Source organism: Agrobacterium sp. rho-8.1 (genome assembly GCF_033957725.1).
Classification (GTDB): Bacteria; Pseudomonadota; Alphaproteobacteria; order Rhizobiales; family Rhizobiaceae; genus Agrobacterium.
The window spans coordinates 2491728-2505472 of sequence record NZ_CP192788.1; the positions used below are offsets into that span (position 1 = coordinate 2491728).

At 58.6% G+C, this 13745-nt stretch carries 10 protein-coding genes; all 10 read right to left on the bottom strand.

Features of this window, described 5'->3' with window-relative positions; translation table 11 throughout:
• Window positions 1–112: 112 nt before the first annotated feature.
• On the bottom strand, window positions 113–2305 hold the full coding sequence (locus RMR21_RS12345) for a putative bifunctional diguanylate cyclase/phosphodiesterase (protein WP_498668293.1): 2193 nt from the start codon (window positions 2303–2305) through the stop codon (window positions 113–115).
• 201 nt (window positions 2306–2506) lie between these two features.
• Window positions 2507–3283, bottom strand: coding sequence for a MetQ/NlpA family ABC transporter substrate-binding protein (locus RMR21_RS12350; RefSeq protein WP_498668294.1), 777 nt, complete (start codon window positions 3281–3283; stop codon window positions 2507–2509).
• A 28-nt stretch (window positions 3284–3311) separates the two neighbouring features.
• Window positions 3312–3980, bottom strand: a complete 669-nt coding sequence (locus tag RMR21_RS12355) for a methionine ABC transporter permease (RefSeq protein ID WP_498668295.1) — start codon at window positions 3978–3980, stop codon at window positions 3312–3314.
• Window positions 3970–5010 (bottom strand): methionine ABC transporter ATP-binding protein, encoded by a 1041-nt coding sequence (locus RMR21_RS12360; RefSeq protein ID WP_498670155.1) that lies wholly within the window; start codon window positions 5008–5010, stop codon window positions 3970–3972. The genes RMR21_RS12355 and RMR21_RS12360 overlap by 11 nt, the downstream gene beginning before the upstream one ends.
• A gap of 306 nt (window positions 5011–5316) precedes the next feature.
• A complete protein-coding gene (locus RMR21_RS12365; RefSeq protein ID WP_498668296.1) occupies window positions 5317–5949 on the bottom strand; it encodes an NAD(P)H-dependent oxidoreductase in 633 nt (210 codons plus the stop codon).
• Between the two features lie 627 nt (window positions 5950–6576).
• Entirely contained in the window at window positions 6577–7887 is a 1311-nt protein-coding gene (xylA, locus tag RMR21_RS12370) for a xylose isomerase (RefSeq protein ID WP_498668297.1), read from the bottom strand.
• 65 nt (window positions 7888–7952) lie between these two features.
• Window positions 7953–9407, bottom strand: a complete 1455-nt coding sequence (xylB, locus tag RMR21_RS12375; protein WP_498668298.1) for a xylulokinase — start codon at window positions 9405–9407, stop codon at window positions 7953–7955.
• 25 nt (window positions 9408–9432) lie between these two features.
• Window positions 9433–10458, bottom strand: a complete 1026-nt coding sequence (locus RMR21_RS12380) for a LacI family DNA-binding transcriptional regulator (RefSeq protein WP_498668299.1) — start codon at window positions 10456–10458, stop codon at window positions 9433–9435.
• A 360-nt stretch (window positions 10459–10818) separates the two neighbouring features.
• The gene (locus RMR21_RS12385) at window positions 10819–12402 is read right to left on the bottom strand and encodes a DHA2 family efflux MFS transporter permease subunit (RefSeq protein WP_498668300.1); all 1584 of its coding nucleotides are present in this window, start codon (window positions 12400–12402) and stop codon (window positions 10819–10821) included.
• Between the two features lie 21 nt (window positions 12403–12423).
• Window positions 12424–13623: an HlyD family secretion protein gene (locus RMR21_RS12390; protein WP_498668301.1), complete on the bottom strand. Its 1200-nt coding sequence runs from the start codon at window positions 13621–13623 to the stop codon at window positions 12424–12426.
• Window positions 13624–13745: the final 122 nt, after the last annotated feature.

Sequence of the window (13745 nt, forward strand, 5' to 3'; positions counted from 1 at the left end):
AGTCCGCTGAGGGTGCGGCAAACCCCTCACTTGCGATTTCTAACACTTAAGCAAGCTTAAGATGTTGAAATTGCTTTCTCTCCCACAAGGGGAGAGATAAAGGCACCGGGCCTCACGAAACCTTCCGCTGCTCCACAGGCGCATCCTGGGCGTCCAGCAGCGGCAATATCTGTTCCGCCGGCACAGGCCGCGAGAACAGATAGCCCTGCAATTCATCGCAGCCGCACAGTTGCAGGATGGCCGCCTGGTCTTCCGTTTCGATGCCCTCTGCGGTCACAGGGATGCCGAGCGAACGGGCGAGCGCGACGGTGGCTGTCAGCATTTCCAGCGAGCGACCACCCTCGTCCAGTGCCACCACCAGCGATTTGTCGATCTTCATGCGGTTGAAGCCGAAGCGGCGCAGATAGCCGATGCTGGCAAAGCCGGAGCCGAAGTCATCCAGGGCGATGCTGACGCCGATCTGTTTGAGCTTTTCGATGGCAGTCCCTGCCCGCTCCGGCTGGTGAATGAAATAACCTTCCGTCATTTCCAGCATGACCCGCGTGGGCGCGATGCTGTTTTCGTTTAGAATAGCCAGAACCTGGGCGGCAAAGAGTGGGTTTCTGAACTGGACAGGCGACACGTTGACCGCAAGCTTCACGTCCGGCCACGCGACTGCCTCATGACAAGCCTTGCGCAGCACGGCGAGCCCAAGCTGGTCGATGAGCCCACTGCTTTCCGCAGCAGCAATGAAAACATCCGGCGACACCGGGCCGTAACCCGCGCGGTTCCACCGGGCCAGCGCCTCGACACCGGTAATGCGGCGGGTGAGTGTGTTGATCACGGGCTGGAACACGACCTTGATCTCGTCCTGCTCGATAGCGTATTTCAGATCGGCCTCGAGCTGGTTCTTTTCCTCACGGCGCGTATCCATATGCGGCTCGTAGGCCATATAGCGACCTCGGCCGTTTTCCTTGGCCTCATACATCGCCATATCGGCACGGCGCAGCAGCTCCTCGCCGTCGATATCGCCATTCTTTGCAACGGCTGTGCCGATGCTGCACCCAATGGCGGCAACCCGCTCGCCGATCATAAACGGTTCTGAAAACAGCGTCAGAATGTCATCGCAAAGCTTTCGGCCCTCTATGCGGGCATCCGGGCCTTGCAGGACGACGGCGAATTCGTCTCCGCCCAGCCGCGCCAGCAATGTCCCGTCTGCCACGAGCACCTTCAGGGCCGCCGCAACACCCTTGATCAGCAAGTCTCCGGCACCGTGGCCGAAGGAATCGTTGACCTCCTTGAAACCATCCAGATCGAGATAGACGAGATTGACATAGGTGTTGTCTTGAGCCGATTGCAGCAGGTGCCTCCGAAGGCCTTGGAACAATCCGGTCCGGTTGTAGAGACCGGTCAGCCGATCGCTCAACAGTTCGAGACGGGCAGACTGCTCGTCGCTTTTCAGCTTTTTCAGCGCCGCACTGCCAATGGCAATCAGCGCCAGGAAGAACAGGAGAGTAATGGCGTTGGCCGCCAGTATGCGCGGTTTTACTTCGCGCATACTGATGTCACCCGGCATTTGCGACTTCCAGGTCAGATTGCCCAGAACCTGCCCACCCGGATCCACGATGCTGACGAAATAATCCGGTTGCGTATGGGCGGGCTGCAGGGACAGCCCGTTGATGACGTAGGTATGCGCAAGCTTCTCGACCGTTTCCGCCGTCAAATGACGCGCGAAAATCAGATATCGCCGCGCGGCTTCAGGCACGTCAAGCAGGCCGGATTTGTTGCGCACCAAGGCAATACCCACGGCGGCGATACCGTCCTTCGTGCGCAAGAAGCCCGCGACTTCAGGTTCCTGCCCCAGTGGAACAGAGCGTGCCTTCTCGATCATGCCTGTCAGGCCGTCTCCGAAATAGTCTGAAAGAGACCACTCCGTCGGCATTCCCTTGCGGTAGGACATCAAGACCTGATCGTTGACGTCGATAAGGACAGCCGTGTCGAAAAGCTCGCTGTTGACGGTCATGTCACCGTAATTGCTGATGAGCCATTCCAGACCATCGGGAGCATAGGCAAACCGTGCAGCGTCGTCCCAGGCCGCGTAGTCGTTGAGGGTTGCGGTCAGCTGGTTGAGGAAGGTGGAAAGGGCACCGGATGTCGTTTCCAGCGAACGCTGTTCATCCAGCGCATTGGTGTTCTTGGCGACATCGCCCAGAGCGGACAGAATGAGGACGGTGACGATGACGACGACAATGGCAAGCGCAGACAAAACACCAGCCACGGCGGTGCTCCGGCCGATCGACAGTGTTCTGGCATGCTTACGCGACATCTGGCAGCATCTTTTTTCCCCTGAAGGCTGCATATTCCGCATCAAGTCTTCAAAAGGTATTAAAATACCGCCGGACGCTGCTCCCAATCGCACCATGCCGATGGCAAACATCGGAACGTTTGTTGTTAGGGATAACCAGACGTAAAAAACCTCCCCCACAAGCATGGAGGAGGTCGTAAAAAAGGTCTTTGAAAGAGCCGATTACCAGGACGGAATGACCGTTCCGTTGTATTTCTCGACGATGAAGCTCTTCACTTCAGGGCTCTGGTAGGATTCCACCAGCGTCTTGACCCACGGTGCATCCTTGTCCTGCGAACGGACGGCGATGACGTTGGCGTAAGGGGATTTCTCGCTTTCGATGGCGATGGAATCCTTCTTGGGATTGAGACCAGCGGCTGTCGCGTAATTGGTGTTGATGACCGACGCGTCGGTATCGTCAAGCGAACGCGGCAACTGGGCAGCGTCGAGTTCAACAATCTGGATGTTCTTCGGGTTTTCGGTGATATCGGCAGGCGTGACCTTGAGACCCACGTCCGGATTGACCTTGATCAGACCCTTGGAAGCTAGAACCAGAATGGCGCGGCCGCCATTTGTCGGATCGTTCGGAATACCGATGGTCGCGCCGTCTTTCAGCTCGTCAAGGCTCTTCACCTTCTTGGAATAGACGCCCATCGGTGTCGTGATGGTGGTGCCGACGCTGACGAGATCGAACTTGCGATCTGCGACCTGGTTGTCGAGATAGGGCTGGTGCTGGAAGGAATTGGCCTGAAGCTCGCCATCGGCCAATGCCTGGTTCGGCACGACATAGTCTGAGAATTCAAGGATTTCGATATCGAGACCTTTGGTGGCCGCAACCTTCTTGACCTGTTCCATGATCTGCGCGTGTTCCGCTGGTGTGACACCGATCTTGATGGTTTCGGCCAGCGCGCTACCCGCAAACAGGGCCGCGAGCGAAGCGGCGATGATGAGTTTTTTCATGTAGATGTCTCCTTTACCTAGACGTGTTTTAGTTTTTGCGATTGCGCTTGTCGAAGCTGCGCGCCAGCGCGTCACCGGCGCTTTGCACGATCTGGACAAGCACGATGAGAACGACGACGACGACCAGCATCACATCCGGCATGAACCGCTGGTAGCCATAGCGAATGCCAAGGTCACCCAGACCACCGCCGCCGACAGCGCCGACCATGGCCGAATAGCCGATGAGACTGACGAGCGTCAGCGTTAGCGCCAGCGTGATACCGGGTCTGGCTTCCGCCAGCAGCACCTTGGTGACGATCTGAAGCGGAGTCGCGCCCATGGCGCGCGCCGCCTCGATGAGGCCCTTGTCCACCTCACGGATAGCCGCTTCCACCAGACGCGCTACAAACGGCACGGTGGCGACCGTCAGCGGCACGATGGCGGCAGACGTGCCGATGGAGGTTCCCGCCACAAGGCGCGTGAACGGAATGATGGCCACCACCAGAATGATGAAAGGCGTGGAGCGGGCGGCATTGACGACGAGCCCGATGATGCGGTTGATCATGGGTGCTTCGAACAGCTCTCCCTTGCCGCTGGTGGCCAGAAAGATGCCGATGGGCAGGCCGAGCAAAGAGCCGACGAGGCCTGACACCGCCACCATGTGCAGTGTCTGGATCAACCCCTTCCAGAGAACGGTAAACAGCATATCAGGCGACATAACCGAGCACCTCCGTGGTAAGGCCAGTTTCGGCATAAAACCGTTGGGCACGGTCCGTGACATCAGGCGTCGCCGGATAGGACACCACCAGCGAACCGTAAGGCTGGCCGGAAATCTCCTCGATGGTGCCGGCAAGGATGTTCACATCGGGACCGATTTCGGCGACCAGCCGCGCCGTCAGCGGCTGAAAGGCCGTATCGCCGAAGAAGACGAGACGCACCAGAACGCGATCACCCGGAGCAGCATCCAGCTTCAGACCAGACGTGACCCAATGGGGCAGCTTCACGCCGACAGCGGAAGACAACAGGCTGCGGGTCGTCTCGTGGCGCGGATTGGTGAAGATGTCGAAGGTGCTGCCCGCTTCCACGATCAGACCCTTGTCGATGACCGCAACCTGGCTAGCGATGGTTTTCACCACCTCCATCTCATGGGTGATGAGAAGGACGGTAAGGTTCAGCTCGGCATTGATCTTTTTGAGCAGTTCGAGAATGGATTGCGTCGTCTCCGGGTCGAGCGCAGATGTCGCTTCATCAGACAGGAGAAGCTTCGGCTCGGTCGCCAGCGCACGGGCAATGCCGACGCGCTGCTTCTGACCGCCGGATAGCTCTGCCGGGTAGCGCTTGGCCTTATCGCCGAGCCCGACCAAATCGAGCAGCGGTCCGACCTTCTGTTTGATCTCGGCCCGCGACACACCGGCGATTTCCAGCGGCAGGGCGACGTTGTCGTAAGCCGTGCGGGAAGACAGAAGATTGAAGTGCTGGAAGATCATGCCGACGGAGCGGCGAAGGGTGCGAAGGCCCGCTTCATCAAGCGCTCCGACATCCACACCATCAACGGCAACCGTGCCGGAACTTGGACGCTCCAGACCGTTGACCAGGCGGATGAGGGTGGACTTGCCCGCACCGGAACGGCCGATGATGCCGGAAATCGAACCTCTGGGCACGATGTAATCGACACCGGCGAGGGCCGTGAAGGATGTCTGTCTGCGGGGATCACCAAAGGTCTTGGTCACCGCCTCGAACGCGACCATCGGATCGCTGTTCGCCGGACCAGATGGCGCGGAACCGGCCGCTGAAGTGTGAGGTGTCATAAAATGCTCTTCGAACGAAATCTGTTATGTCGAAACCCGGCGGCAGGGAAAGCCGCTTTTCATGCTGCCGTGAGGCACATTCGACCAGGCAAGACATTCCTGAGCATTACGATGGACTTTCCTTGGACAAGCCGGGATCGGCTGCGTGTATCGCAAACATGCCTGTCTGCGATACAATTTTATAGGCATGATTTTTCAATTATGAGCGACTGCTGGAAAAATCGACCTTATTTCACCATCAGCTGATCACTTGATCGTCGTGACGAACTCGTCCAGCGGACGGCGTACCTTCTTCAGATTGACGAGCCAGTCGCCCTCTTCCTGACGATAGCCGAGAGGCAGAATGACCGCCGAACGCAGGCCCTTCTCACGAAGGCCGAGGATTTCGTCCAGCTTGTCGGGATCGAAACCTTCCATCGGCGTGGAATCCACGCCCTCGAATGCAGCCTGCGCAACGGCCATGGCGAAAGCGATATAGGCCTGACGCGCCGCGTGCTGGAAGTTCACTTCGGCATCACGCTGTGGATAGGACGACAGCAGAGACTGACGATAGTTTTCCCAGCCTTCGTTCTTGAAACCGCGCTCGTCATTGGTCAGATCGAACATATGGTTGATCCGGTCCGCGGTGTAATTGTCCCAAGCCGCGAACACCAACAGGTGGGAGCCTTCGGTCACCTGCGCCTGGTTCCAGGAAATTTCCTGGATCTTGGCACGCGTTTCCGGGTTGGTGACAACAATGATTTCGAAAGGCTGCAAACCGCTCGATGTCGGCGCCAATCGCGCAGCCTCGATGATGCGGCCTACCTTGTCCTGCGATACGGACTTGGCAGGGTCCATCTTCTTGGTGGCGTAACGCCAGTTCAATTTTTCGATCAGCATAGCAATCTCCTTGGGGGGACCTCACGACGTGGCGCGCATGCGCCCAACCGGGCTCTCCGTAAAACCCCACACAGATAGGTCATGTTGCGCCGCACACAAGACGGCACACAGAAGTAACCATGCAAAATCCTCTCCGGTTCGCCTTATGAAAAAAGCGAACCGGAGGGATAATGAATGTCCGGCAAATGCGTGTTGCATTGGCAGGTATGGTAGAGGTCGTGGCATTTGCCGGACCCTGTAACAACGCGACTTTCACGATACCTATCGGAACGCCCGGTCCCTTGCCTGGCCAGTGGCAAGAGGTGGGTCCACGGAAACGGCCCTCTTTTTTAGAGCTGCCGCTTGTCAGCACCGGCCTTCGAACCGCAAGGGCGCCGCGCGTTGCGCCCCATTGTTTCGAAAGCACGGGGATTATGCGGTGGGTTGAGAGCGTGTGGAGAAAAAAATAAGAATTATTTTTTGCCGCGTTATAGGCAGTGTCAACACGCCCACTGCCGTTACCCTCGGGCTTGTCCCGAGGGTCTATCCACGTCCCGGTTTTGGCAACGTGGTTGGATCCTCGGGACAGGCCCGAGGATGACGTCGGTGGAGGGACGGATGCGCCTACCACTGGGGCAGCCGACAGCCTTAGACGTAACGGTTGACCACGTTCTCAAGATATTCCTGACGACCGGACTTCGGTTCAGGATTGATGTTATCGCGCTCGACCATCGCCGCGATTTCATCCAGTTTCACTTCACCACGCAGTAGCTTCTGCGCGTCTGCCGAATCCCACTTGGCATAGCGATCTGCCAGTGGCTGCGACAGGGCCTTGTCCTCGACCATCTTGGCCGCAGCCTTGAGGCCACGGGCGCAGCAATCCATGCCGCCGATATGGCCGATCAGCAGATCTGCCGGGTCGAGCGATTGACGGCGCAGCTTGCTGTCGAAGTTGGTGCCGCCATTCTTGAAACCGCCGCCTGCCAGCACGTGGTAATAGGCCAGCGCCATTTCCGGCACATTGTTGGGGAACTGGTCGGTATCCCAGCCGGACTGGTAGTCGTTGCGGTTCATGTCGATAGAGCCGAAAATGCCGAAGGCATTGGCCATGGCCAGCTCATGCTCGAAGGAGTGACCGGCCAGAATGGCGTGGCCCTGTTCGATATTGACCTTCACTTCCTTGTCCAGACCATGCTTTTGCAGGAAGGCGTAGACGGTGGCAACGTCGTAGTCGTACTGATGCTTTGTCGGCTCCTGCGGCTTCGGCTCGATCAGGATCGTGCCTTCGAAACCGATCTTGTATTTGTACTCGACCACCAGATTGAGGAAGCGGCCAAGCTGGTCCAGCTCACGCTTCACATCCGTGTTGAGCAATGTCTCGTAGCCTTCGCGACCGCCCCACAGCACGTAGTTCGCGCCGCCGAGGGTCTTGGTGGCATCCATGCAGGTTTTGACGGTCGCGGCTGAATAGGCGAACACATCCGGGTCAGGGTTGGTGGCGGCACCGGACATGAAGCGGCGGTTGGAAAAGAGGTTCGCCGTGCCCCAGAGAAGCTTGACGCCTGTGTCTGCCTGCTTCTGACCGAAATAATCGACGATCTCGTTCAGGTTCTTCGTGTTCTCCGCGAATGTCTTGCCTTCGGGGCGCACGTCTGCATCGTGGAAGCAATAAAACGGCGAGCCGAGCAGCGAGAAAAATTCGAACGCGACATCGGCCTTCAGCTTGGCCGCCTGCATCGTGTCTTCAAACCACGGACGCTCGAATGTCTGGCCGCCGAAGGGATCGCCGCCCGGCCATGTGAAGGTGTGCCAGTAGGCCACCGCGAAGCGCAAATGGTCTTCCATGCGCTTGCCACCAACGATTTCATCGGGGTTGTAATGCCGGAAGGCCAGCGGGTTGGTGCTGTCTGGACCTTCATATTTGATTTTCTGGATGTCGCCGAAAAAGCCTGTGGTCATGGTTCTCTCCCTAGGATGGTATTCATGTCTTTGATGTCGCCGGGGGCGCTCACCCCCACCAAACCTCAATGTGAAAGTGGCTTGATCGCCGGATAAAGCCCCCGATAACGCCCATAAGCCTCCTCATAGGCATCGCCCAGCGCCGCCACCGGCTCGATCGTCTCCTGCGTTTCCGGCTGAGAACACACGGCAACCGGGTCAGCCCCGGTCGCAGCAATCAAGCCGAGACGCGCAGCGCCAAAGGCTGCACCAAAATCGCCCTCCGCCGGAATATCCACGGGGACGCCGAGCGATGTGGCAATCGAGGCCAGCCAGTAGCGCGAGCGCGAGCCACCGCCGATGGCGGTGACTCGGGAAATCGAGGTGCCTGCGGATTTCAGCGCTTCGAGATTGTCTCTGATGGCGAAGGTCACGCCTTCCATGACAGCCTGCGTCAGCGCCTTGCGGTCGCTTTCGTGGGATAGACCAATGAAGGAGCCGCGAATGGCGGCGTCATTGTGTGGCGTGCGTTCGCCCGAAAGATAGGGCGCGAAGGTGACGCCTGTGGGTGCCTTCAGCTGGTCGCCCAGTTCCGTTGAAAGATCGCCTGCGGATTTGGCAGCGATACCGGAATACCAGTTCAGCGCATCCGTGGCCGACAGGATGACGCCCATTTGATGCCAGGTGTTGGGCAAGGCGTGGCAGAAGGCGTGAACGGCGCTTTCGGGCTTCGGAAGATAGGATGCGTTGGCGGCAAACAGCACGCCTGAAGTCCCGAGCGAAACGAAGGCGTGGCCTTCCGAGACCGTGCCCATGCCGCAGGCGGACGCGGCATTGTCCCCTGCTCCACCCGCAACCACGACCTTGGCAGAAATGCCCCATGCGGAGGCAAGATCAGTGCGCAGCTTGCCTGCTTCATCGGTTCCTTCCACAAGAGATGGCATATGGTCTTCAGTCAGGCCGGTAGCCTCCAGCAACTCCGGCGACCATGTGCGTGCGCCGGTATCAAGCCATGAGGTGCCAGCGGAATCCGACATTTCCGAGATGTATTCGCCCGTCAGCCACAGCCGCAGATAATCCTTGGGCAGCAGAACCTTGGCGACTTTCGCGAAAATTTCCGGTTCGTTATTGGCAACCCAGGCGAGCTTTGGTGCAGTGAAGCCGGGAAAGACGATGTTGCCGGTGATCTTGCGGAAGCGCGGGTCGGCGTCGAGCTTGGCGGCTTCAGCGTGAGAGCGGGTGTCGTTCCATAGAATGCAGGGACGCAGGACATCGCCTGCCGCATCCACCAGCGTCGCCCCATGCATATGGCCCGACAAGCCAACGCCTTTGACCGCCGAAAGCTCTTTAGGGTGCTTCGCCTTCAGGCCGGCAATCGCTGTTTCCGTGGCGGTGATCCAGTCCGCCGGGTTCTGCTCGGACCAACCATGGTGGAGGCGTGAAACGTCCAGCGAACCATTGGCCGAACCGATGATCTTTTGATCACCATCGATCAGCAGCGCCTTGACGCCGGATGTTCCCAAATCGAGACCGAGATACATGTTTCCTCCATTCCCTATGTCGTTGTCAGGGGAGATTATCCCGCAAGAATATGTCGATACGAATGCGCTCCTGCGCTTCGATGACGGCAAGGCCATCGGCGCGGGCTTTCAGCACCCTGATAGCGCTGCGCACCTCGTGCCCGGCATTCTGGTTGAGCACCGCGTCCAGCACGCCTTCCGCCAGCGCGTTGGTGGTATTTTCGGTCAACTCGTGGGCGATAACGCAGGGCGACGACGGCTGGCGCGATGATTTGAGCGCCTTGATGAGGCCGCGATTGCCCGCACCCAGGCTGTAAAGTCCCAGAAGCTGCGGGTTGGCCTTGAGACACTCCGCCACCAGTCGCTGGACGGTTTCAGGGTCATCGCGACCTTCCAGAACCGGCAGAAGGCGCAGATCGGGAAATTCCTCTTCCATCACCGCCTTGAAACCGGCGAGCCGCTCGCGGTGGTCCTTGACCAGCATGGAGCCTGCCAGAACCGCGACATCTCCGCCTTTTTCCGGCAGAAATCGGCCCATCAGGCTGGCAGCGGTGCGTCCGGCGGCGACGTTATCGACGCCCGCGAAATGGTCGCGTCGCGAACCGGTAAGATCGGAAACGAGCGTGACGGCGGCAATGCCGCTATCGGTCAGCCGATCCACGGCCTCCACCACATCTTCAGCATCGATGGCGACAAAGGCGACCCCGGATGGCTTTTCCAACCGCGCCACATCCAGCGCCTGGCTCAGGGCCGCCGCATCGAAGGGTGGCACCTCGATGATGCGGATCGATGTCCGATCAACATAGGAGCGGGAAGCAGCCGCCCTCACCTCGGCACGCAGACCGGCCATGAAGGAATTGTCGTTGTTGGGGAGAATGAAAACCAGCGCGTAGCTGCGACCCTTTGCCAGATTGGCGGCCGCCATATCGCGGACGTAACCCAGCTCCAAAATCGCCGTTTCGACCTTGGCACGCGTCACCGCATGCACCCCCGGACGCAGGTTGATAACACGGTCAACGGTTGCCAGGCTGACGCCTGCCTTGGATGCGATATCGTGAACAGTCGGCTTCATGGTTTCTCCCGGAGCAGTCCTTAGCCGAGATTCTGAGGTACGTAAATCAGAAAATGACGTACGTACCTCAGAAAAGGATTGCGAGGATGAGAGTTGGCGGTGCGGGTGTGGTTTACCCCCTCTGCCCTGCCGGGCATCTCCCCCTCAGGTGGGGAGATCGACTCGTGCTGACCTCCGGCCCATCTTGAGTGCTGCAGATTGGGTGATGTGCATGCGCCTTGCCGATCTCCCTCCTTGTGGGGGAGATGCCCGGCAGGGCAGAGGGGGGTGAGCCAAGCCCTCTACGCTGGATAAATCCACCCCTAACGAAAAGGGCCGCCATTTCTGGCGACCCTTCAGCGCTGCGGTGGATCGGTGGAATTAGTGCCCGGCACCGGGCGGCGGCGCAGCTTTGGGTTTCTTGATCAGCACGGTGAGGAAAATCAGCCCACTGAAGAGAACCGTCAGCGCCAGGAAGACATCGGCGAATGCCTGCAGCCATGCCTGTTGCGAGACGACGCCGACGAGTTTCTTGATGGCGACGGACGAGCCATCCAGACCGTAGGAATCGTAGTTGGCACCGACATTGTTCAGCCATTCCAAGGCTGCCGGATTGCCGTAGTTCACGTGTTCGGCGATGCGGAAATAGTGATCGTCGGTGCGCTGGCTGAGCATGGTGTTGATGATGGCAAGACCGACCGCGCCGCCGAGGTTACGGGTGAGGTTGAAGAGGCCGGATGCGTTCTTCATGCGCGCAGGCGGAAGCGTGCCGAGCGCGATGTTGTTGATCGGCACCATACACATCATCAGTCCGAAGCCGCGCAGGATCTGCGGGATCAGCAACTCGTAGAAATCCCAGTCTGCGGTCACATGGGTCATGATCCATGTTCCCGAACCGAAGCTGATGAAGCCGATGGCCATCATGACACGCGGATCGAGCTTGGTGGAGAGCTTGCCCGCCACGGGTGCTGTGAAGAACATGGCCATGCCGGAAACGAACATCGTCTCGCCGATCATCAGCGCATCGTAACCGCGCACCCGCCCCAGATAGAGCGGATACATATAGGTCAGGCCGTAAAGCCCGATGCCCATGACGAAGGAAAACAGCGAGCCGATGGAGAAGTTTCGGTCGGCAAAGGCTTTGAGGTCCACGACCGGAAAATCGACGTTGAAGGCACGCCAGAAGAACACGACCCCGCCGATTGCCATCGCGAGTGCACCGATGACAATGTGGGTGTCGTTGAACCAGTCGTTGTTGTTGCCCTCTTCCAGCACATATTCCATCGAGCCGAGGAAGACGCCCATCGACAGCAGTCCCCACCAGTCGAACCGCTTCCACAAGGAAAGTTCCGGCTTATCAAAATCGATGAAATTCCACGTGACCAGGGTCACGATGATGCCGGGGATTATGTTGACGAGGAACAGCCAGTGCCAGGAAAAGGCATTGGACAGATACCCGCCGACCGTTGGGCCGATGGTGGGTGCCAGCGTTGCGACAAGGCCGATGATGGGGGACACCACCGAGCGTTTCGAGGCCGGGAAAATGGTAAAGGCGGCGGCAAATACGGAGGGGATCATGCCGCCGCCTATGAAGCCCTGAATGCATCGGTAGACGATCATCTGGTCGATGTTCGTGGCTGTCGCACACAGGGCGCTGGAAATGGTGAAGCCTGCGGCGCAGGTGGCAAACAGCACCCGCGTCGACAAGATCCGTGCAAGCGTTCCCGACAGCGGGATCATGATGACCTCCGCAATCAGATAGGAGGTCTGAACCCAGGCGATTTCATCCGAACCGGCACCGAGACCAGCCTGAATTTCAGCCAGAGACGCCGAGACGATCTGAATGTCGAGGATCGACATGAACATGCCGAACACCATCGCGAAGAACGCGATGAGGCGTCGGCGATCCATCGGAGGATCGATCGCCGCGACGCTGCCGCCTGCCATACTGGCTGTTGCCGCCATGATCTTGGTCCTTATCGAAGATTACTTCGACTGATTGTCTGCTGTGCGGGTATTATCGGGTGCCGTACGGGTATCGATATCGACCACCACACTCAAACCGGCACGCAGCTTGTGCTTGGCCAGATCTTCCCTGGAAAAGACGATGCGAACCGGCACGCGCTGGATGACCTTGGTAAAGTTGCCCGTGGCATTTTCCGGCGGAAGCATGGAGAAGACCGAGCCGGACGCCGGCGAAATCGACTGCACCGTGGCTTCGATATCGTGTTTGCCAAAGGCATCCACATGCACGCGCACCTTGGAGCCGGGCTCGATATCGGCGAGCTGCGTTTCCTTGAAATTGGCGTCGATATAGAGATCGTCCATCGGGACCAGAGACGCCAGACGCTTGCCGACCGATAGAAGATCGCCCGTCTGAACCGAGAGGTTGCCGATGACACCATCATAAGGCGCACGAAGAACGGTGAAGGACAGATCACGCGCCGCCTTGTCGCGGGACAGTTCCAGCGACTTCACCGAACCTTCGGCTTCCTTGCGCTGGGCTCTGAGGAGATCGATATTCGCCTGAGCGGATACGACGCCTGCCTCACCAGCGACCAGATTGGCCTTGGCTTGTTCCATGGCGATCTGCGCGTTATCCGACGATGCAGCCGTGCCGACGTCCTTGGCCTGAAGTTCGCTGGCGCGTTTCAGGTTGATGTCGGCACCCCGCAATGCGGCATCCAGAGAACCCTTTTGGGCAATGGCCTGCTGCAACGACGCCTCAGCGCCTGCAATCTGCGCATCGATGCGGTTGAGCGAGAGCTGCTGTGTCTGAAGCTGGGCTTCCGCCTGTTCCAGGGCGTTTCGATAATCGCCATCGTCAAGCGTCACAAGCGTGTCGCCCGCCTTCACCGTCTGGTTATCGACGACCTCGACCTTGGCGACATAGCCGGAGACCTTCGGTGCGATAACGGCGATATCGCCCTGTACATAGGCATCATCCGTGGAAATGAGGAAGCGGCCATCGGTCCAGTATTGATAACCGTACCAACCACCGGCAGCCAGAATGGCAATGGCGACGATCGGCAAAACGAAAGATTTGCGCTTCTTCTTTTCAGGCGCGGCAGCCTGAGCAGGTGCCGCGGCTGGCTGCGCGTCAGCTGGCTTTGCCTCTTCGACACGAGCTTCGGTTTCATCTGACGAATTGACTGCTCGGACTGCACCGTTCTTCTGGGCCGACATGGTAACACCATTCACTGTAAACGAGATAAGAATTGTCGAACTGAACCGTTCGGTTCGATTGACTTAATCTCTTTTCTGACACATATCAAGTCATATCGAACCGATTGGTTCGATATATGAGG